This is a genomic window from Streptomyces sp. NBC_00094 (genome assembly GCF_026343125.1).
In the GTDB taxonomy this organism is placed as follows: domain Bacteria; phylum Actinomycetota; class Actinomycetes; order Streptomycetales; family Streptomycetaceae; genus Streptomyces.
In genome coordinates this window covers 1,606,822-1,630,755 of the sequence record NZ_JAPEMB010000001.1, presented here as the reverse complement: position 1 = coordinate 1,630,755, position 23,934 = coordinate 1,606,822, and the positions used below count along the sequence as shown (strand labels likewise).

The 23,934-nt window shown below is 74.2% G+C and carries 16 protein-coding genes; 9 read left to right on the top strand and 7 right to left on the bottom strand.

Translation table 11 applies throughout. The features are described from left to right. Window positions 1-9 precede the first annotated feature (9 nt). The 5 genes from OG580_RS06955 to OG580_RS06935 all read left to right on the top strand — a co-directional run bounded on the left by OG580_RS06955 (window position 10) and on the right by OG580_RS06935 (window position 6,281). On the top strand, window positions 10-711 hold the full coding sequence (locus OG580_RS06955; protein WP_267042755.1) for a TetR/AcrR family transcriptional regulator: 702 nt from the start codon (window positions 10-12) through the stop codon (window positions 709-711). Window positions 712-816: 105 nt separating this feature from the next. Continuing rightward, window positions 817-3,018 carry a molybdopterin oxidoreductase family protein gene (locus tag OG580_RS06950; protein WP_267042754.1) on the top strand — a complete coding sequence of 734 codons (2,202 nt, stop codon included), beginning with the start codon at window positions 817-819 and terminating at the stop codon, window positions 3,016-3,018. A gap of 131 nt (window positions 3,019-3,149) precedes the next feature. Further along, complete coding sequence (locus OG580_RS06945; protein WP_267042753.1) at window positions 3,150-4,586, top strand: CitMHS family transporter; 1,437 nt, start codon at window positions 3,150-3,152, stop codon at window positions 4,584-4,586. A 260-nt stretch (window positions 4,587-4,846) separates the two neighbouring features. Next, complete coding sequence (locus OG580_RS06940; RefSeq protein WP_267042752.1) at window positions 4,847-5,536, top strand: hypothetical protein; 690 nt, start codon at window positions 4,847-4,849, stop codon at window positions 5,534-5,536. Between the two features lie 73 nt (window positions 5,537-5,609). After that, a complete protein-coding gene (locus OG580_RS06935) occupies window positions 5,610-6,281 on the top strand; it encodes a class F sortase (RefSeq protein ID WP_267042751.1) in 672 nt (223 codons plus the stop codon). Between the two features lie 27 nt (window positions 6,282-6,308). Here the strand turns inward: OG580_RS06935 and OG580_RS06930 are convergent, their stop codons facing one another. The 3 genes from OG580_RS06930 to OG580_RS06920 form a co-directional block, all read right to left on the bottom strand. Then, window positions 6,309-9,725 (bottom strand): AAA family ATPase, encoded by a 3,417-nt coding sequence (locus OG580_RS06930; protein ID WP_267042750.1) that lies wholly within the window; start codon window positions 9,723-9,725, stop codon window positions 6,309-6,311. 116 nt (window positions 9,726-9,841) lie between these two features. Continuing rightward, window positions 9,842-12,697, bottom strand: a complete 2,856-nt coding sequence (locus OG580_RS06925; RefSeq protein WP_267042749.1) for an FG-GAP-like repeat-containing protein — start codon at window positions 12,695-12,697, stop codon at window positions 9,842-9,844. Further along, window positions 12,697-15,273, bottom strand: coding sequence for a S8 family serine peptidase (locus OG580_RS06920; RefSeq protein WP_267042748.1), 2,577 nt, complete (start codon window positions 15,271-15,273; stop codon window positions 12,697-12,699). Before OG580_RS06920 ends, OG580_RS06925 begins: the two co-directional genes overlap by 1 nt. A gap of 513 nt (window positions 15,274-15,786) precedes the next feature. Between OG580_RS06920 and OG580_RS06915 the strand changes: the two genes are divergently transcribed. Both OG580_RS06915 and OG580_RS06910 read left to right on the top strand, forming a co-directional pair. Next, entirely contained in the window at window positions 15,787-17,178 is a 1,392-nt protein-coding gene (locus tag OG580_RS06915) for an aldehyde dehydrogenase family protein (RefSeq protein WP_267042747.1), read from the top strand. 104 nt (window positions 17,179-17,282) lie between these two features. Next, complete coding sequence (locus OG580_RS06910) at window positions 17,283-18,365, top strand: Zn-dependent alcohol dehydrogenase (RefSeq protein ID WP_267042746.1); 1,083 nt, start codon at window positions 17,283-17,285, stop codon at window positions 18,363-18,365. Between the two features lie 85 nt (window positions 18,366-18,450). Here the strand turns inward: OG580_RS06910 and OG580_RS06905 are convergent, their stop codons facing one another. Continuing rightward, window positions 18,451-19,389 carry a DMT family transporter gene (locus tag OG580_RS06905; RefSeq protein ID WP_267042745.1) on the bottom strand — a complete coding sequence of 313 codons (939 nt, stop codon included), beginning with the start codon at window positions 19,387-19,389 and terminating at the stop codon, window positions 18,451-18,453. A gap of 120 nt (window positions 19,390-19,509) precedes the next feature. On the opposite strand from OG580_RS06905, the gene OG580_RS06900 reads away from it, so the two are divergent. Then, the gene (locus tag OG580_RS06900) at window positions 19,510-20,178 is read left to right on the top strand and encodes a TetR/AcrR family transcriptional regulator (RefSeq protein ID WP_267042744.1); all 669 of its coding nucleotides are present in this window, start codon (window positions 19,510-19,512) and stop codon (window positions 20,176-20,178) included. 100 nt (window positions 20,179-20,278) lie between these two features. On the opposite strand, the gene OG580_RS06895 is transcribed toward OG580_RS06900, so the two are convergent. The 3 genes from OG580_RS06895 to OG580_RS06885 form a co-directional block, all read right to left on the bottom strand. Beyond that, window positions 20,279-21,196, bottom strand: coding sequence for a DMT family transporter (locus OG580_RS06895; protein ID WP_267042743.1), 918 nt, complete (start codon window positions 21,194-21,196; stop codon window positions 20,279-20,281). Window positions 21,197-21,285: 89 nt separating this feature from the next. Then, a complete protein-coding gene (locus OG580_RS06890; protein WP_267042742.1) occupies window positions 21,286-21,981 on the bottom strand; it encodes a helix-turn-helix transcriptional regulator in 696 nt (231 codons plus the stop codon). An 18-nt stretch (window positions 21,982-21,999) separates the two neighbouring features. Further along, window positions 22,000-22,710, bottom strand: a complete 711-nt coding sequence (locus OG580_RS06885) for a TetR/AcrR family transcriptional regulator (protein ID WP_267042741.1) — start codon at window positions 22,708-22,710, stop codon at window positions 22,000-22,002. Window positions 22,711-22,777: 67 nt separating this feature from the next. Here OG580_RS06885 and OG580_RS06880 point away from each other — a divergent pair, with 67 nt between their 5' ends. After that, window positions 22,778-23,929: an acyl-CoA dehydrogenase family protein gene (locus tag OG580_RS06880; RefSeq protein WP_267042740.1), complete on the top strand. Its 1,152-nt coding sequence runs from the start codon at window positions 22,778-22,780 to the stop codon at window positions 23,927-23,929. Window positions 23,930-23,934: the final 5 nt, after the last annotated feature.

Genomic DNA, 23,934 nt, shown 5'->3' with positions numbered 1-23,934 from the left:
AGCGGCATCATGGTCCCCGTGCCCCAGACCAGCCCGAAGACCCCACCGGCGCTCCGCCGCACCCCCGTCCAGCAGCGCAGCGCCGAGCGGCTCGCCCGGATCCTCGACGCCTGCGCCGCGCTGCTCGACGAGACCGGCTACGAGCAGCTGAGCACCCGCGCCGTCGCCGCCCGCGCGGGAGTCCCCATCGGTTCCGTCTACCGCTTCTTCGGCAACAAGCGGGCGATGGTCGCCGCCCTCGCCCACCGCAACCTCGACGAGTACGCCGAGCGGATCGCCACCCGCTTCGCGGCGACGCCGCTCCTCGACGCGTACGGAGCCATCGACGGGGTCCTCGACGAGTTCATCGCGATGAAGCGGACCGTCCCGGGCTTCGCGCTCGTCGACTTCGGCGTGCCGGGCGCCGCGCCCGGCGAGACGGGGACGGAGGGCGCCCCCGCCCCGGCCGGCGACGAGACCGGCGCGGGCGTGGAGGAGGAGGGCGCGGCCGAGCACCCCAACCACCTCGTCGCCGAGCGCCTCTGCGCCCTGCTCGCCACCCACCTCGGCCGCCCCGTCGACGAGGCCCTGCGCCGGAAGGTCCTCGTCGGTGTCGAGACCGCCGACGCCCTCGTCCGGCTCGCCTTCCGCACGGACCCCGCGGGCGATCCGGCGCTCGTCGACGAGACCCGCCAACTCCTGTACGCGTACCTGGCGCCCACGCTCTCGTAGGCCGTCTCGCCGACGGCTTCCGTACGCCGTTCCCGCGGACCCCTCCCCTACGTGCCTACCGGTCGGTATGCTCGGCGCCACCCGACGCCGCCCCAGGGAGACGCCATGTCCACCGCCCTGCGCATCTGCCCCCTCTGCGAAGCGACCTGCGGACTGACCCTGACGCTCGACGGCTCACGGGTCACCGGGGCCCGGGGGGACGGCGAGGACGTGTTCAGCCAGGGGTTCGTCTGCCCCAAGGGCGCCGCCTTCCCCGAGGTCGACGCCGACCCGGACCGGCTCCGCGGCCCGCTCGTCCGGAAGGACGGCCGCCTGCGGGAGGCGAGCTGGGCCGAGGCGTTCGACACGATCGCCGCCCGGATCCGTCCACTGATCGAGGAGTACGGGCCGGACTCCGTGGGTATCGTCCTCGGCAACCCCAACGTGCACACGATGGCCGGCGCCCTCTACCCGCCCCTGCTGATCGGCGCCCTGCGCACGCGGAACCTCTTCACCGCGTCCACGCTCGACCAGATGCCCAAGCACGTCTCCAGCGGCCTGCTGTTCGGAGACCCCTTCGCCGTGCCCGTACCGGACCTGGATCGCACCGACCACCTCCTGATCCTCGGCGCCAACCCGCTGGACTCCAACGGCAGTCTCTGCACCGCACCCGACTTCCCCGGCAGGCTCAAGGCCCTGCGCCGCCGCGGCGGCACGCTCACCGTCGTCGACCCCCGGCGGACCCGTACCGCCCGCCTCGCCGACCGGCACGTCGCCATCCGCCCCGGAGCCGACGCGCTGCTCCTCGCCGCCCTCGTCCACACCCTCTTCGAGGAGGGGCTCACCGACCTCGGCCCGCTCGCCGCCCATGTCGAAGGGGTCGAGGAGGTACGGGCCGCGGTGGGGGAGTTCAGCCCCGAGGCCGTCGCCGCCGCCTGCGACGTGGACGCCGCCACCATCCGTACCCTCGCCCGCGAACTCGCCGCCGCGCCCACCGCCGCCGTCTACGGGCGCATGGGCAGCTCCACCGTGGAGTACGGCACCCTCGGCAACTGGCTCGTCGACGTCCTCAACGTCCTCACCGGAAACCTCGACCGGCCCGGGGGCGCGCTCTTCCCGCTCTCCGCGACCGCCCCCGCCCCGCGCCCGGCGGGACCCGGCAGGGGCTTCGCCCTGGGTCGCCGGCACAGCAGGGTCTCGCACCACCCCGAGGTCAAGGGGGAGTTGCCGCTGGTGGCGCTCGCCGAGGAGATCACGACGCCGGGAGACGGCCGCATCCGGGCGCTGATCACCATCGCCGCCAACCCCGTCCTCTCCGCCCCCGACGGGAACCGGCTCGACGCGGCCCTCGGCACCCTCGACCTCATGATCGCCGTCGACCCGTACCTCAACGAGACCACCCGCCACGCCGACGTCCTGCTGCCCCCGCCTCCGCCCTCCCGGAGCGCCCACTTCGACTTCGCCTTCAACGGCTTCGCCGTCCGCGACCAGGTCCGCTACACCCCTGCGGCCGTTCCCCTCGACGCGGACGGCATGGACGAGTGCGAGATCCACGCCCGGCTGATCCTCGCCGCGACCGGCATGCACGGCGCGCCGCCGTCCGCCGTCGACGACCTCGCGATCGAGACCACCCTCGCCAAGGCGGTCACCCAGGAGCACTCACCGGCGTACGGCGCGGACCCCAAGGAGTTCGCGGACCGGCTCACCGGAACCACCGGACCCGAGCGCCGGCTCGACCTGTCGCTCCGCCTCGGCCCGTACGGACTCACCCTCGACGAGCTGAAGGCGCACCCGCACGGCATCGACCTCGGCCCGCTCAAGCCGCGCCTCCCGCAGCTCCTCAAGACCCGCAGCGGACGGATCGAGCTCCTCCCCGCGCCCCTCGCCGCCGATCTGCCCCGGCTGCGCGCCGCCCTCCACGCCGTACCCGCCGCGGGGACCCTCCAGCTCGTCGGCCGCAGGCACCTGCGCTCGAACAACAGCTGGCTGCACAACACCCCCGCCCTGGCCGGCGGCTCGAACCGCTGCACCCTCCAGGTGCACCCCGAGGACGCGGCCCGGCTGGAGCTGGCCGACGGCGGGCTCGCCCGGGTCACCGGGGAGGGCGGCGCGCTCGACGTGCCGGTGGAGGTCACCGACGGGGTGCGTCCGGGTGTGGTGAGCCTTCCGCACGGTTGGGGCCACGACCGGCCGGGCACCCGGCTGACCGTCGCGGCCGCCCGCCCCGGCGTCAACGTCAACCAGCTGCTCGACGGCTCCCGGATCGACCCGCTCTCCGGCACCGCCGTCCTCAACGGCTTCCCCGTCGAGGTGGCGCCGCTGCCCTGACCCCGGCTCTGACCTGGACTTTTGCTCGTATTGCTCACGCGTCAACGTCTTGTTAACGGCTGAAGGCGGCACCTACCGTCATCCGGACCGCCGCTCGGCGGCAGTTCAACGGTGAACGTGAGGTGTCCTCCATGCTGACCGTCCTCGGCTTCGCCATGATCGCGACCTTTCTGGTCCTGATCATGATGAAGAAGATGTCGCCGATCGCGGCGCTCGTGCTGATCCCCGCGCTCTTCTGTGTCGCGGTCGGGCAGGGGGCCCAGCTCGGCGACTACGTCATCGAGGGGGTCGGCAAACTGGCGCCGACCGCCGCGATGCTGATGTTCGCGATCGTCTACTTCGGCGTCATGATCGACGTAGGCCTCTTCGACCCGATCGTCCGGGGCATCCTGCGCTTCTGCAAGGCCGACCCCCTGCGCGTCGTGGTCGGTACGGCGGTGCTCGCCGCGATCGTCTCCCTCGACGGCGACGGCTCCACCACCTTCATGATCACCGTCTCGGCGATGTATCCGCTCTACAAGCGGCTCGGTATGAGCCTGGTCGTCATGACCGGCGTCGCCGCCACCGCCAACGGCGTCATGAACACCCTGCCCTGGGGCGGTCCGACGGCCCGCGCCGCGACCGCGCTGAAGCTGGACGCCGCCGACATCTTCGTACCGATGATCCCCGCGCTCGGCGTGGGCCTGCTCTTCGTCTTCGCCCTGGCGTACGTCCTCGGGCGCCGCGAGCGCCGGCGTATCGGCTACCTCACGCTCGACGAGGTCCTGGTGCCGGAGGCCGAGACCGTGCTGGTCGCGGCGGGCGGCGGCGGTAAGGACACGGACAGGGACACGGACACGCCGAAGCGGGCGGTCGGCGGCTCCGCCGAGGGTGCCGGGACGGGTGAGAGTGCCGGTACGGGTGAGGGTGCCGGTACGGGCGACGGTTTCCAGGGGCTCGACCCCCACCGCGCGACCCTCCGGCCCAAGCTGTACTGGTTCAACGCCGGGCTCACGATCGCGCTGCTCACCGCGATGATCCTCGAACTGCTGCCGATCCCGGTCCTGTTCCTCCTCGGCGCCGCGCTCGCGCTCACCGTCAACTACCCGAACATGACCGAGCAGAAGGCCCGGATCGCCGCCCACGCGGACAACGTCCTCAACGTCGCGGGCATGGTCTTCGCCGCCGCCGTCTTCACGGGCGTCCTCACCGGCACCGGCATGGTCAAGGCCATGGCCGACTGGCTCGTCGGGGCCATTCCCGAGGGCATGGGGCCGCACATGGCCCTGGTCACGGGCGTGCTGAGCCTCCCGCTCACGTACTTCATGTCGAACGACGGCTTCTACTTCGGCGTGCTGCCGGTCCTCGCGGAGGCGGGCGCGGCGCACGGCGTGTCGTCCCTGGAGATCGCCCGCGCCTCGCTGGTCGGCCAGGCGCTGCACATGTCGAGCCCGCTGGTGCCGGCCGTGTACGTCCTGGTCGGCATGGCGAAGGTGGAGTTCGGCGACCACACCCGGTTCACGGTGAAGTGGGCCGCGCTGACCTCGCTGGTCGTGCTGGCGGCGGGGATCCTCTTCGGCATCATCTGAGCCGTTTCCGCCCCGCCCCGACCCGCCCCGTCCCGTCCCGCCCGCCCCGTCCCGTCCCGCCCCGACCCGTCCCGTCCCGCCCCGACCCGCCCCGACCCGGCCCGCTCCCCGTCCCGTGTGGTGACGGGGAGTGGGCCGGACGGGTGGAGACGGAGGGCGGTGCGGTCGAGTCGTCACCTTCTGTGTCCATGTCGTGACAGATAGTCGGATTATCGCAATGCGCATCCGCTGTGCTCATTCACGACTGGAGGACATCCCCCATGACGACTCCCCCCACCCGCACTCTGCTCCGCGCGGCGCTCGCCACCCTGGCGCTCGGCGGTGTGACCCTCGCCGGCGCCCCGGCGGCCTTCGCCGCGCCCGGCGACAACGGTGACGTCAAGGTCCACCGCCAGGGCACCCCCGACTCCAGCCAGGCCAACGAGCCCCAGGTCGGATGCATCTTCCGCTTCGCGGCCTTCAACTTCGACGGCTTGCAGAGCATCCAGTGGAACATCTACGAGCAGCCGGGCCAGCCAGGCAACCAGGACCCGTCGCTGAAGAACGGCAGCATCGCCGTCGACAGCAACGGTGACGGACACACGGACGACATCACCGGCCTGTCGTCCGGCATGTACAAGGTCGAATGGACGTGGGTGGGCCAGAACGGCGCGGCGAAGTCGAAGGTCTTCCGGGTCAACTGCGACGTGATCACCAACCCGACCCAGCCGCCGACCACCGGCGGCAACGGCAACGGCGGTCCCGGCGGCGGTCCCGGCGGCAACGGCGGCCACGGTCACCACAAGCCCCCGCACGGCCCCGTCGGCGCGGGCGGCGGCGGCAGCGCGCCGATCGCCGCCGAGGACTCCTCGGCCTTCGGCATCGGGGCGGCCGTCGCGGCCGGCCTCGCCGGCACGGCCGGGCTGGTCCTGATCCGCCGCTCGCGCCGCCGCGACAATGGCGCCGCGTAGGTTCCGCCTCACGCCTCGGTCCCGTCTCACACGTCGGCAACGGCGCCTGATCCGGCTCGCCAGGACCGTCACGGTGACGTGCGTCCTGGTGGCCGGCGGCGCCTGGTGGGCCGGTGACGGGGGACCGGCCGACCCGCCGCCGGCCGCCGGGGCGCCGGCCGCGGCGGAAGCGGCGGGAGCGGCGGCCGGCGCCCCGGCCGCCCTCGACCACAAGGCGAAAACCGGGGCGCTCCCGAAGGCCACGCCCCCCGCCCGGCCGACGCCGCCGCCCCCGCCGCTGGCCCGTTCGCGGCCCACGGCGCTCGCCGTCCCGGCCATCACCATCGAGGCCCCGGTCATCGAACTCGGCCTCGACGGCGACGGCCGCCTCGCGACACCGCCCGTCGACGACCCCCGGGTCGTCGGCTGGTACGCGAAGGGCGCCACCCCGGGGGAGCGCGGGACGGCCGTCGTCGTCGGCCACCGCGACACCCGCAGCGGGCCCGCCGTCTTCCTCAACCTCGACTCGCTCAGCCCCGGCAACACCGTCCGGGTCGCCCGCGCCGACGGCAGAGTCGCCGTCTTCACGGTCGACCGGGTCCGGACGTACGCCAAGGCCGACTTCCCCGACAAGGAGGTGTACGGAACCACAGGGCGGCCCGAACTACGGCTGCTCACCTGCGGCGGAGCCTTCGACCGCCGCGCGGGCTACGAGGCGAACATCGTCGTCTTCGCCCACCTCACCGGCATCGACCGGACGATCTGACCGACGGGCCCCAGCCGCGTCCGTCGCTCACTCCCCGTCCGCGACTCTCCCCCTGTCCCTGTCCCCGTCCCTGTCCCCGTTCCCGTTCCCGTTCCCGATCCCGTTTCCGTCCACCCCGCACCGGCGGGCCTCCGCCACCCGGCGGGCGCCCGCCGGATACGGCAGCTCCTCCGCGAGGGCCGCCGCCCGGTCGAATCCCTCCACCGCCTCCCGCTCCCGGCCGAGCGCCGCGAGCGCGGCGGCGTGGACCGTACGGGCCTCGGTCTCCGCGAGCCGTTCCCCGGCCCGCTCCGCCCGCTCGGCCTCGGCGGCCGCCACCGCGACGGCCTCCGGCGCCCGCCCGCACGCCAGCAGCGCCCAGGCCTTCAAGTGAGCCGTGCCCGCCTCCCGGTACCCGGCGAGCAGCCGCAGCGCCTCCTCCGGACGGCCCTCCCGCACGGCCAGCTCGGCCCGCGCCGACCGCACCTCGTACTCGGCCTGGTGGTCACCCTGGGACGACGCCGTCCGCTCGGCCGGTTCGAGGAGCTCGCCCGCATCGGAGCCGGCCTCCCGCATCCGTACACGGGCGAGCGCCACCAGTGCGTACGGTGCGCACCACCCGGAGTGCGACTCCGTGTCCCGCACCGCCGCCTCGGCGAGCTCCCGCGCCTCCGCCGCCTCTTCCACGAGGAGATGGAGCTCCGCGAGGTTCGCCCGCTCGAAGACCGTCGCCGTCGGATCGCCCGAGCGCTCCGCGAGCGCGAGCGCCCGGCGGCCCGTCGCGATCGCCTCCCGTAGCCGCCCCGCCCGCCGGGACGTCTCGCGCAGCACCGAGAGGACCGAGCCCAGCAACTGCGGATCGCCGTACGCCTCCGCGTGCGGAAGCGCCCGGTCCGCGACCGGACCCGCCTGCCCGAACCGGCCGGCGAGACCCAGCGAGGTCGCCCGCGCGGCCAGCGCCCTGGCCAGCAGGCCGCGCCGCTCGGGCCCCGTCACCGCCTGCGCCGCGTCCTCCGCGGCCCGCGCCGCGACCACCCCCTCCTCGTACCGGCCGGAGACGAAACACAGCACGGCACGGGCCAGATGGTGGGCGCTCGCCACGGCCGGCGGCGTCCCGGGCCCGGGCGGGCAGGCGTCGAGCAGCCGGAACCCGTCGTCCGTGCCGCTGGTCTTCGGCATCAGCTCGGCGAGCCGCGCCGCCGCCAGGACCCGGCCGTCCGCGTCCCCGCGCCTACCCAGCTCCTCCAGGGCCTCCCCGAGCAGCCGCGCCGCCTCCTCGAACCGGCCGAGGCGGCGCAGAACGGCGCTGCGGTCGATCCGGGCCCGCGCGGACTCGGCGGCCAGCGCGTCGAGACGGCCGGTGAGTTCGGCGTAGTAGCGATCGGCGGTGTCGTTCGCGTAGAGGGCCGCGGCCCGCTCCGCGGCCTGCCGCAGATAGCCGGTGGCACGCGGGTCGTCCGCCCGGGTCAGATGGGCGGCGAGCGTGTCCACGGCGTCGGGGCGCCGGCGCAGCACCGCTTCCGCGTACGCCGAGTGCAGGAGCCGGCGGCGGGCGGCCGAGAGCCCTTCGTAGCAGGTCAGCCGGACCAGCGGGTGGCGGAAGGCGAGCCCGGCCACCGGCCGGCCCTCGGAGACGACCCGCCGCTCCTCGACCACCGAGGCCGCGACCGCCGCCTCCACGGCCTCCGTGGCCTCGGCCGCCGAGAGCCGCGGGTGGCCGCCGTGCCGGGCCACGTCGAGGACCTCGGTGAGGGCCGCGTCCTGGCCGGCGACAGCGACCGCGTCGACCACCCGGCGGGCCGCGGGACCCAGCCGGCCCAGCCGCTCGGCCACCAACTGCCGTACGCCCTCCGGGGCGCTGGGACGCCCGTCCCCTTCGCGCACGGCTCGGGCCAGTTCGAGCGCGAACAGCGGATTGCCGAGCGACAGCTCCCACACCCGCTCCGGTACGGCTCCGTCGGCGCCGAGTGCGTCCGCGGTCAGCGCCAGACACGCCTCGCGGGACAGCCGGGGCAGCTCGACCGCGGTGGCGAGGGACTGGCGCAGCAGCAGGTCGAGCACCTGGCGACGAGCGTCGGTCGCGGGAAGTTCCTCCGGGCGCACAGTGGCGACAAATCGCCAGGCACTTCCCACCTCACGGGCCCGTCGCGCAAGATGGCTGAGGAGCTGGAACGAGCCCGCGTCCCCCGCGTGGAGGTCGTCCAGCACCACCATCACGGGCCGCTCGGCCGCCAGCTCTCCGAGCAGCCCCGCCGTCGCCCGGAAGAGCCGGTCCCGCTCCTCCTCGGGACTGCGCCCGCTCTCCGGACGCACCCGGCCCAAGGACGGCAGGAGCGCCGCCAGTTCGGGATACTCCGCACCCGCCCTGGCCCGCTCCGCGGCCGGCCGGTCCGCCAGCCAGCCGTCCAGGGCCTCGGTGAACGGGCCGTACGGGGTGTGGCCCTCCGCGTCGTGAGCCGCGCCCCACAGCACGGCCGTCCCCTCGGCGGCCGCGCGCCGCGCCGCCTCCCCGGCCAGCCTGGTCTTGCCGAGTCCGGCCTCCCCGGTGAGCAGGAGCACGGGCGGGCAGCCGGCGGCGAGCAGTCGGGCGAGGAGGTCGTCCCGGCCGCGCAGCGGGGCGGTGGGAGGCTGCCGCACCACGGCCGGGAGCGTGGGCCCCACGGAGCGGGGGGCCGGCACGCGTGCGGCGAGGGCCGCCCGGTGCAGCCGCTCGGTCTCCGGTCCCGGGCGCACGCCGAACTCCCCGTCCAGCGCCTCCCGGCACAGGTGGTACTGGGCCACCGCGCGGCGCCGCAGACCCTGCCGTACGTACGCCTCGATGAGGATCCGGTGCGCCTCCTCCTCGGCGGGGGCCGCCGCGAGGACCTGCTCGGCCGTGGGCACCGCCTCCTCGGGGGAGCCCGCGGCCAGGTGCGCGGCGGCGAGGGCGAGCAGGGTGCGCTCCCGCAGCGCCGACAGCCGCTCGCGGCGGTGCTGGGCCCAGGGCGCGTAGCGGTCCTCGGGCAGCAGCTCGCCCGTGAACGCCTCCAGCGCTGCGGCGAGTTCGGCGCGCCCGCCACCGGCGAGCGCCGCCTCCGCCAGGGTCTCGGCCTCGTCGGCGTCGATCCGTACCGTCCGCGGATCGAGCCGCAGCAGCGAGCCCTCACCGATCAGATAGGAGGAGGCGGAGCGGGGTGTCAGCTCGGGCTCGATGGCCCGGCGGGCCGCGTGCAGCGCCACCCGCAGACTGCCCAGCGCGGCCTGCGGATCCGCGTCCGGCCAGCAGATCTCCATGGCCTGCTCGCGGTGGAGGCTGTGCCCGGGGGAGACCGCGAGCAGCTTCACCAGCGTGCGGGCGCTCGGTCGCGGCCACCGCTCGGAGAGCGGCGGCCCGCCGTCCCGGTCGACCCGGAACCCGTCGAAGAGGCGCACGCGCAGCAGGGGAGGTGCGCCCGCTGGTGTGCCCGCTGGTATCTCTGCGCTCATGAGGGCGCCCACTGTAATGGGTGCCCTGTGCACCGGAATGGTGCGGTCCGGGGATGTCCGGAGATATCCGGAGACCCCGCCCGGTGGCGCGGGCGGGGTCCGTGATCCGTGGCGGACTACTGAGCGGTCAGCCGACCCGTCACCATGCCGTGGATCGCGTCGTCCTGGAGCAGGTAGCGCCCGCCGGACAGTTCGATCGTCCGGTCGTGGCCCGTCTCGTCCTTGCCGAGCCCGACGACCTCGTCCACACCGTCGCCGTCGAGGTCCGCGACGACCAGGTTCTGGGTCGCGTAGCCGCCCAGCTTGGCGAGGTGGTTCGGGTACTGGTCGCCCGCGGTGAGCACCGACGGATCCCACAGGTAGGCCGCGCCCTCGGTGCCGCCGAAGATCAGACGCCGCCCGCCCGGACCCGTGCCGAACCGCGCGTTGTGCAAGGTCGGCAGCGTGTAGATCCCGTACTCCAGACCGTCCTTGCCGAAGGTCCGCAGCGAGGCCGTCCCGGCGAGGACAAGGCCTTCGTCGCCGGTGAACCAGTTGCCGAGCGTCCAGGCGCCGCCGCCGGACGAGGTCCGCACGACCTCGCCCGTGCGGACGTCACGGAACTCGAAGTACGTGCTCCAGTTGCCGCCCTCCCTCACGATCCAGGAGTAGACGGCCGCGTGGCCGTCCGCGTACGGGATGCCGGGCGAGGCGTACACGCCGTGGAAGAGCTGCGCCGCGTACACCTTCGTGTCCGCGTCGCCGGTCCAGGACGGGTCCGCCGACCAGAGGGCCTTGCCCGTACGGGCGTCCAGGGCGGTCCCGCCGACGACGGCCGTCCCGTCGCTCACCCCGCGCGTCTGGTACGAGCCGAGAACCTTGCCCTCGGCGACGGCGAGGTCGGAGAAGACCAGGCCGGCCGCGGGCGCGTACTCCCAGAGGGACCGTCCGCCGCCGCTGTAGGCGCGGACCGCGTCGGTCGGTACGAGGATCTCCTCGGCGCCGTCCCCGTCCAGGTCCGCCACCGTGACGGAGCGGACGAACTGGCCCTTCCCGTCGATGGTCTCGCGGACGCGGCCGGTGCGGGCGTCCACGACCGCCGCCGCCGTGTCGGCCGCGACGACGAGGTCGTCGCGCCGGCCGTCGCCGTCGGTGTCGGCGATCCGGATGTCACCCTGCACGGAACCGGGCAGCGTGGCCTGCCACAGCACCCGGGGCTTCCCGGAGACCAGCGAGGGACCGTCGTAGGCCCACAGCCCGTGGGACTGGCCGCCGACGATCACGTCCTCGCGCCCGTCGCCGTTGACGTCGGCCGCGAGGCCGGTGCTCAGGTCGCCCTGGAGCGGGGTGAGCGCCGTCTGCCGGCCGCTGCCGAGTCCGTACGAGCGGATGTTCTGCTCGTTGTCCACGGTTCGCACGCGCCACTCGTCGCCCTCGCGGTACGGCTGGGCGTAGATCGGCGAGGCGGTCGCGCCCGTGTGCTGCCAGCGCACCTCCCCGTCCCGGCCGTTGAGCGCGACGAGGGTGCCGAAGCGGGTGCCGCCCGGGTTGACGGCGGTCTCCTTGCCCTCGGTGGCGACGTACGAGGCGAGCACCTTGCCGTCGACGATCCGCAGCCCGAGCGCCGAGTCGCCGTCCTTGGCGTTGTCCTCGGCACGCTTGACCGTGCGGGACCACAGCTCGGCGGCGTCGCCGCCGTCCAGGGCGCGCACGGTGGAGGAGTTGACCCACAGGTCCGCGTCGAGCGTCGCCTCGCTGATCGCGTACTCCGGGGCGGAGTCCCCGCGCAGCTGGCCGATCCGCAGCCCGATGCCGAGGGCGTTGACCCGGGTGTCCAGGGTGGTGCGGGTCCCGTCGGCCGGGGCATAGGCGGCCAGCTCGTAGCGCACGCCGTCCCGGTAGTCGGCCTGCTCCAGGGCGACCAGCCGCTTCCGCGCCGGGTCGTAGGCGAGCTGGCGGGAGTAGAGGTCGTTGTCCGTCTGCCAGGCCACCGAGCCGTCGGCCGTGTCGAGGACCAGGGTGCGGCCCGCGGCGGGGGCCGTGGCGGTCTTCTTCACGTACCAGGAGACGGCGACGCGGCCGTCGGCGAGCGGGACGGTCGAGCCCCACCGGCCGTGCCGCTGCCCCGTCTCGTACGTCCAGGTCGTCGACGGCGTGAGCTTCGTGCCGTCGTACGAGAAGCGGAAGGCGCGGAGGGCGGCGGTGGCGTCCTTGGGGGAGTTGAGGCTCGTCGACGGCTGGTCGCCGACGAGCAGGGTGTCGCCGACGAGCGTGACCTGCTGGGCGTCGGCGAAGAGCTTCGACCACAGCGTCCGGCCCGTGGCGCCGTCGAGGACCGTGACGAAGGTGCCGGTGGTCAGCGTGGAGCCGGGCGAGGTGAACGGACGGTACGGGCTGGTGCCGACGTCGGCCGTGAAGACGACGTCCGCGATCCCGTCGCCGGTCAGGTCGCCCTGTGTCCAGCCCCGGTCGGAGCTGTCGGCGTACGGGCTGTTGGCGTGGTAGCCGGTGGTGATCCGGGCCGGGTAGGGCTCGGTCTGCCACGGACGGATGTTCGTGACCTGCCAGTCGGCGTAGAGCGAGGCGTTGTCCCGCTTCCAGACCGTGCGGCCGTCCTCGGTGAGCCGGGTGACGGTGCCGAGGCTGTGCACGGCGAGGAAGTCGCCGCGCCCGCCGCCGAGCTGGTCGGTGTCCGCCTGGCCCCGGTAGGTCTCCAGGGCGGAGGTCTTGGTGACGGCCAGACCGCCGGCCGTGGTGTCGGCGGTGTCAGCGGTGCCTTGGAGCGTGCTCCGCGGCGCGTCCTGCGGGGTGATGCCGAGCGGTGCCGGCGGTTCGGCGCGCCGCTCCAGGGCGTCGGCCTGGGCGTCCGTGAGGACCCGGCCGAGGGGCTCGTCGTCGGCGTACGCGGTGGTCGCGGGCAGCGCGGTGAGCGCGAGTCCGGCCGCGACGAGGGCGGAGGCGAGGCGCACGGCCCGCCGGGAACGGTTGGTCATCACGCCGCCTTCGGGAAGATACGGATGGCCGAACGGTCCATGAGGACCGACTGGCCGAAGGAGTACTGGAGGGCGTCCGTGCCCGCCTGGTTCTCGATGCCGACGGTCGCGCTGCCGCCGGCCTCCAGGGCGTTCGCGCCGATCGACTGGTACTGGAGGACGATCGCGCCGGTCGCCTCCTCGAAGACGGCCTCGAAGGTGACGCGCTTCGCGGTGTCGGCGGCGAAGGCCGCGTTCTCCCAGACGATCGCGAACTTCCGCTGGCCGGTGATGCCGCTCGTGGAGGTCTTCACGGCCGACTTGGAGTCCAGGGTCAGGTCGTCCCAGTACGCGGCGAGGATGCCGTTGGGCTGGCCGGGGGACGGCAGCGCGGTGTTGGCGTAGTCGCCGAGCCGGGGCGCGAGGAAGTTCACCAGGCCGTTGGTGGTGACGCTCGCCTGGCTGTAGGTGACGCCGTAGAACGAGACGGGGAACGGCAGGGCGATCGTCTTCGCGTTCTCGTCGCCGGAGAGCGCCAGCTTCGTCGACGCGGAGGTCCACGCGTACGCGGCGGGCAGGCAGCTGTTGCCCGCGGCGTCGGTACGGGCGGGCAGCGCGGCCGTCACGGTCTCCGCCGCGTCCACGGCGAGCGGGGTGCTGTAGACGCCGTTGCAGAGGACGGGCTCCGCCGGGGTGGCGGTGAGGGTGAACGCGCCCTCGGCGACCGCCGGGAAGCGGAAGGCGCCGGCGGCGTCGGTGACGACCGGGGCGAGCGGGGCGTCCGTGAAGCGGACGGTGGCGCCCTTCAGGGGCTTGCCGGTGACGTCCAGGACGGTGCCGGTGACGGCGTGCGCGGGCACGGCGTCCAGGCCGAGGTCGTGTGCCAGGGCCTGGCCGGTGGTGACGGTGAGCGCGTCCTCGACGAGGTCCCGGTAGCCGTAGCCGCCGACCGTGAGGGAGTACGTGCCGGCGGCCAGCGTCAGCCGGTAGGCGCCGGAGGCGTCCGTGGTCACCGAGCGGCGGGCCTCGCCCGCGGTGGCGGTGACGGTGATCCCGGCGAGCGGGGAGCCGGTCGCGCGGTCGGTGACCGTGCCGGTGACGGTGGCCGCGGTGTGCGGGGCGCGGTCGACGGCGGCGAGGATGTCGAGCTTGCCCTCGCCCCACACGTTGTTGGCGGCGGCGGTCCCGCCGCAGTGGGTGTCGTCGACGTCACGGGCGGAGCCGTTCAGGGCCGCGCGGGTGCCGTCGATGTCCCCGATGAGGGACGGGGCCGAGGACCAGAGCAGGGCGACGGCGCCGGCGACGTGCGGGGTCGCCATCGACGTACCGGAGATGGCGCGGAAGGCGTTGCCCGGCCAGGCGGAGCGGACGTTGACGCCGGGGGCCGAGATGTTCGGCTTCATCGAGCCGTCGACGAGGGACGGGCCGAAGCCGGAGAAGTCGGCGATCTTCCCGTCGACGTCGTAGGCGCCGACGCCGTAGGCCGGGGCCTGGGCACCGGGGGCCTCGGTGGTGGAGCAGCTGGTGCCGTTGCCGGCGTTTCCGGCGGCGAAGGCCTCGAAGATCCCGGCGGCGTTCCAGGACTCGATGATGTCCTGGTAGAAGGTCGTGTTGCCGCCGCCCCAGGAGTTGTTGACGATGTCGGGGGCGAGGTCCGGGCGCGGGTTCTCGCCGTTGTGGTCGGTCGGCGCCAGGATCCACTGGCCCGACTTCAGCAGGGACGAGTCCGAGCAGCTGCGCGCCTCGCAGCCCTTGGCGGCGATCCACGTGGTGCCGGGGGCGACGCCGATGCCGCCCGCGCCGGCGATCGTGCCCATGGTGTGGGTGCCGTGGCCGTTGTTGTCGCAGGGTGCGCCGGCGGTGCACTGCCCGGTCGGGTCGTACCAGTTGTAGTCGTGGCTGAAGGTGCCGTCGCCGAGGTTGCCCCGGTAGTTGCCCTTCAGGGCCGGGTGGTCGTACTGCACGCCCGAGTCGATGTTGGCGACGACGATGCCCTCGCCGCGGTTGTCGTACCGGGACCAGACCTCGTCGGCCCCGATGTCCTGGACGCCCCATTCCGGGGTCACGGCCTCCTCGGTGCTCACGGAGGCCTGCTCGACCGTGTCGAGGGCGTAGTGCCGCTCCTGGCGGAGGGAGGCCACGTCGGGGCGGGCGGCCAGCTTCGCGACGAGGGCCTTGTCGCCGGTGACCTTCACGGCGTTGGCGATCCAGTACGCCTCGTAGCCGACCTTGGCCCGGTCGAGGAAGGCGGTCAGGGAGGCCTGGCTGCGGGTGGCCTCGGTGCGCAGGGCGTCGAAGGTGGTCCGGGCCTTCTTCTCGTGGCCGCGCTGGGCGCGTGCCGGGGAGAGGTCGGCGCGGTCGGCGAGGACGACGAAGAAGGTCGCCTCGCCGCCGGCCTGGACGGCGGCGGTGACACCGGGGTCGACCGCGGCCCGGGGCGCCTGGGGGGAGGCCGCCGGGGCCGTGGACGGCGCCGCGGCCACGGCGGGGGCCACGAGGAGGGCCGTGAGGGTGGCGGCGGCCGTGGCCCAGGCGGTGGTTCCGCGCCGGATCGGCGCGCGGAGAGGTGCCCGGAGCGGTGAGCGGGGCAGGTGCATGTGGGTGGCTCCTCCAACGCTGGTACGGGGGAAGCCGACGCCCCGCCACCCCGGACGGGCCTGGGGGAACGGCCCTGGGGAAGGCGGGGCGGGCTCGGTCGGGGACGCTAGGACCGGGCCGTTACTGGGGAATTACCGGAGGGCAAGGAGGCAACCGCCAGTTCCGGGGGCGGACGGCTGTCAGGGGCGTCCGTGGACAGCGCCCGCACGGGGGCGGCACGATCGGGGACGGCGCCGCGCGGGGCGGCCCGGCCGACGGTGGCGTACGCGCGGGGGCGGCCGGGCCGACGACGGCGTACGCCCCTGAGGAGCCCGGGGGCGCACGCCCTTGGGTAGTCCGACGGCGTAGGCCCCGGGGAGCCCGACGGCATACGCCCTTGGGCAGTCCGACGGCGTAAGCCCCGGGGGAGTCCGGCGAGACGGAGGGCACTCCGGCGGACCCTGGCGCCGGAAAACTAACAGCGCTAGTTTGGGTCGGGCGACGAACCGGTCGGTAACGTGAGGAGACAGCGGATGAAGGCCCACGACGCGATGTACATCGGCGGGGAGTGGCGCCCCGCCTCCTCGGCGGAGACCATCCCGGTGATCAACCCGGCCGACGAGCAGGTCATCGCCCACGTCCCGGCGGGCACCGCCGAGGACGTCGACGCCGCCGTACGCGCCGCCCGCGCCGCGCTCCCCGGCTGGGCGGCCACCCCGCCCGCCGAGCGCGCCGCCCGCATCGCCGCCCTGCGCGACGCGCTCGCCGCCCGCGCCGAGGAGATCGCCGCCACCGTCACCGCCGAGCTCGGCGCCCCGCCGCAGCTCGCCGCCGCCGTCCACGCCGGCCTGCCGATCGCGGTCGCCGGCACGTACGCCGAACTGGCCGCGACCCACCCCTTCGAGGAGAAGGTCGGCAACTCCACCGTCTACGCCGAGCCGGTCGGCGTCGTCGCCGCGATCACCCCCTGGAACTACCCGCTCCACCAGATCGTCGCCAAAGTCGCCCCCGCGCTCGCCGCGGGCTGCACCACCGTCCTCAAGCCCGCCGAGGACACCCCGCTCACCGCCCAGCTCTTCGCCGAGGCCGCGCACGAGGCGGGCCTGCCCGCCGGTGTCTTCAACCTGGTCACCGGCCTCGGCCCGGTCGCCGGACAGGCCCTCGCCGAACACCCGGACGTGGACCTCGTCTCCTTCACCGGCTCCACCGCCGTCGGCCGCCGCATCGGCGCCCTCGCGGGCGGCGCCGTCAAGCGGGTCGCCCTCGAACTCGGCGGCAAGTCCGCCAACGTGATCCTGCCGAGCGCCGACCTCCCCAAGGCCGTCGCCGTCGGCATCGCCAACGTCATGTCCAACTCCGGCCAGACGTGCAGCGCCTGGACCCGGATGCTCGTCCCGGCCGAGCGGTACGAGGAGGCGGTGGAACTCGCCGCCGAGGCCGTCGCCAAGTACGTCCCCGGCGAGCGCGTCGGCCCCCTCGTCAACGCCAAGCAGCAGCAGCGCGTCCGCGGCTACATCGAGAAGGGCGTCGAGGAGGGTGCCCGGCTCGTCGCCGGCGGCCCCGAGGCCCCGCGCGAGACCGGCTACTACGTCTCCCCGACCGTCTTCGCCGACGTCACCCCGGACATGACCATCGCCCGGGAGGAGATCTTCGGCCCGGTCGTCTCGATCATCCGGTACGAGGACGAGGCCGACGCGCTCGCCATCGCCAACGGCACCGAGTACGGCCTCGCCGGCGCGGTCTGGGGCGAGCCCGAGGCGGCCGTCGCCTTCGCGCGCCGCATGGACACCGGCCAGGTCGACATCAACGGCGGCCGGTTCAACCCGCTGGCCCCCTTCGGCGGCTGGAAGCAGTCCGGCGTGGGCCGGGAGCTCGGCGCGCACGGCCTCGCCGAGTACCTCCAGACGAAGTCCCTCCAGTTCTGAGGCCTCACAGTTCCGAGTCCTTCAGTTCTGGGTCCTTCAGTTCCGAGTCCTCCAGTTCCGACCGGCCAAGCCTTCCGGTCCCGAGCGCAGAAGGAGCAACGAGCGTGATCCGCGCCGCCGTCCTGCCCGCCGTCGGCTCTCCCCTGGAGATCACCGGCATCGAACTCCCCGAGCCCGGCCCCGGCCAGGTCCGGGTCCGGCTCGCCGCCGCCGGGGTCTGCCACTCCGACCTGTCCCTCTCCAACGGCACCATGCGCGTGCCGGTCCCGGCCGTCCTCGGCCACGAGGGCTCCGGCACCGTCGTCTCGGTCGGCGAGGGCGTCACGCACGTCGCCCCCGGCGACGGCGTCGTCCTCAACTGGGCGCCGTCCTGCGGCGCCTGCCACCCCTGCTCGCTCGGCGAGGTCTGGCTCTGCGTGAACGCCCTCGCCGGCGCCGCGAACGTCCACGCCCGGACCGAGGACGGCACCGAGCTCCACCCGGGTCTCAACGTCGCCGCCTTCGCGGAGGAGACGGTCGTCGCGGCGAACTGCGTCCTGCCCGTCCCCGACGGCGTCCCGCTCACCGACGCGGCCCTGCTCGGCTGCGCCGTCCTCACCGGCTGGGGCGCGGTCCACCACTCCGCCCGGGTCCGGCAGGGCGAGACCGTCGCGGTGTTCGGCGTCGGCGGCGTCGGCCTCGCCACGCTCCAGGCCGCCCGGATCGCGGGCGCGTCCACCATCGTCGCGGTCGACGTCTCCCCGGAGAAGGAGGCCCTGGCGAGGGCGGCGGGCGCCACCGAGTACGTCGTCGCCTCCGAGACCACGGCGAAGGACATCCGGAAGCTGACGGGCGGCCAGGGCGTCGACGTGGCCGTCGAGTGCGTCGGCCGCGCCGTCACCATCCGTACCGCCTGGGAATCCACCCGGCGCGGCGGCCGCACCACGGTCGTCGGCATCGGCGGCAAGGACCAGCAGGTCACCTTCCACGCCCTGGAGCTCTTCCACTGGGGCCGCACCCTGTCCGGCTGCGTCTACGGCAACTCGAACCCGGCCGTGGACCTGCCGGTCCTCGCCGAGCACATCAGGGCCGGCCGGTTCGACCTCGGCGCCCTCGTCACCGAGCGGATCACCCTCGACGGCATCCCCGCGGCCTTCGACAACATGCTCGCGGGCAAGGGCGGACGGGCTCTGGTGATCTTCCCCTGACGCCTGGATGGGCCCGGTTACGCCTCGTCCGCACCGCCCGGGAACCGGCGGCGGTGCGGACGGGGCGTACCGCCGAGGCGCCCGGTCAGGCCAGCTGGATGGCCAGGGAGCCGGCGAGCAGCAGGGCGAGGCCCAGGGCGCGCGGCTTCGTCAGGGCGCGCCGCGGGAGCCTGAACAGCCCCTTGTGGTCGATCAGCGCCGAGGTGAGCTGCTGCCCCGTCACGGTCAGCGCGATCGTCACGGCCGCGCCGATGGACGGGATGAGCAGGAACGTGCCGGTGACATAGGCGGCGGCGCACGCGCCACCGAGCCAGCCCCACCAGGGCATCTTCCTGAGAGGGGCGATCCTGGGCGTCGGCGTGCGCCGGGCCGCGTGGAGCACCAGCAGGACGACGGCGATCGTGAAGGTCGCCACCGCGAAGCTGATCACGGCGACGGTGAGGGGCTCCTCGATCCGGGTGCGCAACTGCGCGTTGATCGCGCCCTGTACGGGCAGTACGGCGCCGGCGAGGACGCCCAGGGCGAGCCACCCGGCGCGGCCGGCGCCCGACATCCGGGGAGCGCCGGGAGGGGCGGCCGCCTTCATGCCCCGGATGATCACGACGATGCCCGCGAGCACGGCGACGGCGCCGACGACGATCCCGGCGTCGAGGTCCTTCCGGTCGAGGCCGAGGAGACCGAAGAGGTCGAGCGCGAGCGAGGCGAACATCTGGCCGGTCACGAAGAGCCCGACGGCGGCGAGGGCGCCGAGCCGCGGGAAGAGCAGGATGCCGCTGGTGATGTAGAGCGGGCTCGCCAGCCCGCCGAGCAGCTGCCAGGCCTCCACGTCGGGCAGCTTGCCGAGGGCACCGAGCGCCCCGGCCGCCACCGCGAGCACGGTGAGCAGGCCGGTCGCGACGCCGAGCTGGAGGGTCGAAGCGCCGTACGGGGTGCCGACGGCCGAGTTGAGCTGGAGGTTCACCGAGGCCTGGACGGCCAGGAGGCAGCCGACCAGCAGGGCCGCGGCGAGGAGCGCGGTGTGCATCTGGATCTCCCTGGGGAGGCGACGAGCAGATAAGTGGACGCTGTGTCCGTTTACCATGCCACGCGGCGCTCTAAGCGGACAAGCTGTCCACTTGGCTTGGAGGGAAGTAGGGTCTGATCCATGAGCGACGACGAGCAGCGAGGGCGTGGAGCCTCCTCCGCGCATCGGGTCGACGGGCTCCTCGGTGATCTGCGGGCGGCGGACGAGCAGCCGGTCGCGCCTCGCCGGCGTGCGGACGCGGAGCGGAACCGCGCCCAGATCCTGGCCGCCGCCGAGCGGCTCTTCGCCGAGCAGGACCCGCGCTCGGTCACCATGGACCGGATCGCCAAGGCCGCCGGCGTGGGCCGCGCCACCCTCTACCGGAGCTTCCCCGACCCGCCCTCCGTCGCCGTCGCGCTCCTCGACGAGCACGAGCGGCGGCTCCAGGGCCTGCTGATCCACGGACCGCCGCCGCTCGGTCCCGGCGCGGAGGCGGGGGAGCGCCTCGCCGCGTTCTATCTGGCGATGCTCGATCTGCTGGAGCGTCATCTCCCGCTGGCGCTGGGGGCGGAGACCGGGCCCGCGCGCTTCGGCACGGGTGCGTACGGATTCTGGCGCGTGCACGTCCGCACGCTCCTGGTCGACCACGGGGTCGAGGATCCGGACCCGCTGGTCGACATCGCGCTCAGCCCGCTGTCGCCCGAGCTGTTCCGGTTCCAGCGGGACCGGCTCGGGCTGTCGACCGAACGCATCGGCAGATCGCTGACGACCTTCGCCCGCCAGCTGCTGCGCTCCGGCGGACCGGCCTGACGGTGGCCCCGGCGTGACGGCTGCCTAGGGGGGACGCCGGCCGGGCCTGTCGCCGGCCGGGCCTGCCGGCCGCCCCGCCTGTCAGGCCGCCCCGCCTGCGTCAGGCCGACCCGGCCGTCCCGGCGGCGACGGAGGCCCTCGGTCGTGAACGGGACACGGCCACGCCCGCCAGGCACAGCGCACCCCCGGCGAGGGTCAGCGGCCCCGGCAGCTCGCCCAGGAACAGCCAGGCCATGAGTACGACGAGGGCGGGCACGGCGTACGTCGTCGCGCCCATCCGGCCGACGGTCGTACGGGCCAGGGCGTAAGCCCAGGTCGTGAAGGCGAGCGCGGTCGGGAACACGCCCAGGTAGAGCATGTTGAGGGTCGCCGACAGCGGGGCCCTGCCCGCCTCCTCGACCAGCTGCCCGGCGAACGGCAGGCAGGCCACCGCACCCACCAGGCAGCCGAAGGTCGTCACCTGGAGCGCGCTGCCGTGCGCGAGCGCCGGCTTCTGGGCCACGACCCCGCCCGCGTACGCCGCCGCCGCGACCAGGCAGAGCAGTACGCCGAGCACCGAGGCGTGCCCGCCGTCGCCCGAGTCGCTCGACATGGAGAGGCCGACGGCCACGGCGCCGGCGAAGGAGACCGCCATGCCCGCGACCAGCCGGGGCGGCAGCGACTCCTTCAGGAACCGCGCGCCGAGCAGCGCGATCAGGATCGGTCCGATGTTCACCACCATCGCGGCCGTACCCGCGTCGACCTCCTGCTCGCCCCAGTTGAGGACCACCATGTAGACCCCGAACCAGAGCAGCCCCGAGACCAGGATCCCGCGCCAGGCCGCCCGGGGAGGCAGCCCCTCCCGCCGGATCAGAAGGACGCACCCGAGGACGAGGGCCCCGGCGAGGAGCCTCCCGAGAGCGAGCGCACCGGGGGAGTAGGCCGCCCCGGCACTGCGGATGGAGACGAAGGCGGAGGCCCACAGGACGACGGTGACACCGGCGGCGGCGAGGGCGAGACGTGAGGATCGGTTCGGCATGGCTCGACCGTAGGGTGTGAACCCTTCGGCGCTCACCGCAATATCGCGGGCCGGGACGGGCGGGGCCGCCCGGCGCGGGACCCGGCAGCTCAGCGCAGGGTCGCCGGCGCGATACCCAGGGTCGCGTGCAGCGCGGACTCGCCCTCCGGCGTCACCCGCACGGCCCGCTCCGACCCGATCCGTACGCACCACCCGGCGTCCAACGCGTGCCGGCACAGCGCGGCGCCCGCGATCCCCGCGAGGTGCGGCCTGCGCTCGGTCCAGTCGAGGCAGCCGCGCGCCACGGGCCGCCGCCCCTTCCGTACGAGGGTGATGCCCCGCTCGTCGAACCACGCGACGCCCCGGTCGGTGAGCGCGAACCCCGTGTCCTGGCGCAGCAGTCCGCGCACCGTCATCGCCTCGGTGATCGCGATCCCGAGACGCCCGGCGAGGTGGTCGTAGCAGGTCCGCCCCCGGGCCATCGCCCGCCCGGCGCTCGCGGCCCGCAGCGAGCGGGGCGGCGGCGGTGCCTCGGGCTCGGACCGGGCGGCCAAGTCCTCCACGAGGTGCGCGATCCCGGGGTCGGCCAGGCGGACGTACCGGTGTCTGCCCTGGCGTTCCTCCGTGAGTACCCCACCCGCGACGAGCTTCCCCAGGTGCTCGCTGGCGGTGGACGGCGCCACCCCCGCGTGCCGCGCGAGCTCCCCGGCGGTCCAGGCCCGGCCGTCGAGCAGGGCGAGCAGGAACGCGGCGCGGCTCTCGTCCGCGAAGAGCGCCGCGAGCGCGGCGAGATCACTGGCTGCCATGCGCCCAGGGTCCCGCACTCACGCTTCGGCGGACACCGAACTGTCAGGCCCCGAAGCCGCGTCCGCCGCCGGGCTCTCCGTCTCCGCGGGCCGTGCGAGCGTCTCGTACTGCATCCGCAACCCGTCGAGCAGCGCCCGCAGGCCCGTCTCGAAGGCGCGCTCGTCCACCTTCTGCCGGTGCTCGGCGAGAAGGTGGGCCTGGCCGAGGTGCGGGTAGTCGGCCGGGTCGTAGGCCGTCTCGTCGTCGACGAACCCGCGGGCGAAGGAGCCGAGCGCGGACCCGGTGACGAAGTACCGCATCAGCGCGCCGATGGAGGTGGCCTGGGCCGGGGGCCAGCCCGCCCGGACCATCGCCCCGAAGACCGCGTCGGCGACGCGCAGGCCCGCCGGGCGGCGGCCGGGGCCCTGGGCGAGGACCGGGACGATGTGCGGATGATCGGCGAGGGCCGCGCGGTAGGAGACCGCCCAGTCGTGCAGCGCGGTGCGCCAGTCGCGCCCGTCGGTCTCCGCGAACATCGACAGGTCGATCTTGGTGGAGACCGCGTCCGCGATCGCGTCGAGGATCTCGTCCTTCGTGCGGAAGTGGTTGTAGAGCGAGGGCCCGCTCACCCCGAGTTCGGCCGCCAGCCGCCGGGTGGAGAGCGCGGCGAGGCCCTCCGCGTCCACCAGCGCACCCGCCGTCTCGACGATGCGGTCTCGGCTGAGCAGGGGCTTGCGCGGTCGGGCCATGGCGCACATAGTAGGCCTGCGCAATAAAACTAGCAGTGGTAATTAAACTGATGGATGAGGTGGCACGGTGGATCTGGCGCTGAGTGAGGAGCAGGAAGCCGTACGGCGGCTCGCCGAGGACTTCGTCGCTCGCGAGGTCGCCCCGCACGCCGTCGCGTGGGACCGCGCCGAGGAGGTGGACCGCTCGATCGTCAAGAAGCTCGGCGCCGTCGGCTTCCTCGGCCTCACCGTCCCGGAGGAGTACGGGGGTTCGGGCGGCGACCACCTCGCGTACTGCCTCGTCACCGAGGAGCTCGGCCGCGGCGACTCCTCCGTGCGCGGCATCGTCTCCGTCTCCCTCGGTCTGGTCGCGAAGACGATCGCCACCTGGGGCACCGAGGACCAGAAGCACGCCTGGCTGCCCCGGCTCGCGTCCGGTGAGGCGCTCGGCTGCTTCGGCCTCACCGAGCCGGGCACCGGTTCCGACGCCGGGAACCTGACCACCCGCGCGGTGCGCGACGGTGACGACTACCTCGTCAGCGGCACCAAGATGTTCATCACCAACGGCACCTGGGCCGATGTCGTCCTGCTCTTCGCCCGCACCAACGACACCCCGGGCCACAAGGGCATCTCGGCCTTCCTCGTCCCCACGGACACCCCCGGCCTCACCCGCCGCGCCGTCCACGGCAAGCTCGGCCTGCGCGGCCAGGCCACCGCCGAACTGGTCCTGGAGGACGTCCGCGTCCCCGCCGCCGCGATGCTCGGCCCCGAGGGCAAGGGCTTCACCGTCGCCATGTCCGCCCTCGCCAAGGGCCGCATGTCGGTCGCCGCCGGCTGTGTCGGCATCGCCCAGGCCGCGCTCGACGCCGCCGTGCGCTACGCGGGGGAGCGCGAGCAGTTCGGCAAGTCCATCGCCTCGTATCAGCTGGTGCAGGAACTGATCAGCGACATCGCGGTCGACGTGGACGCCGCCCGGCTCCTCACCTGGCGGGTCGCCGACCTGATCGACCGGGGCCAGGACTTCGCCACCGCCGCGTCCAAGGCGAAGCTGTACGCCTCCGAGGCCGCCGTCCGCGCGGCGAACAACGCCCTCCAGGTCTTCGGCGGCTACGGCTACATCGACGAGTACCCGGTCGGCAAACTGCTCAGGGACGCCCGGGTCATGACGCTGTACGAGGGCACCAGCCAGATCCAGAAGCTCATCATCGGGCGCGCGCTCACGGGAGTCTCGGCCTTCTGAGTACC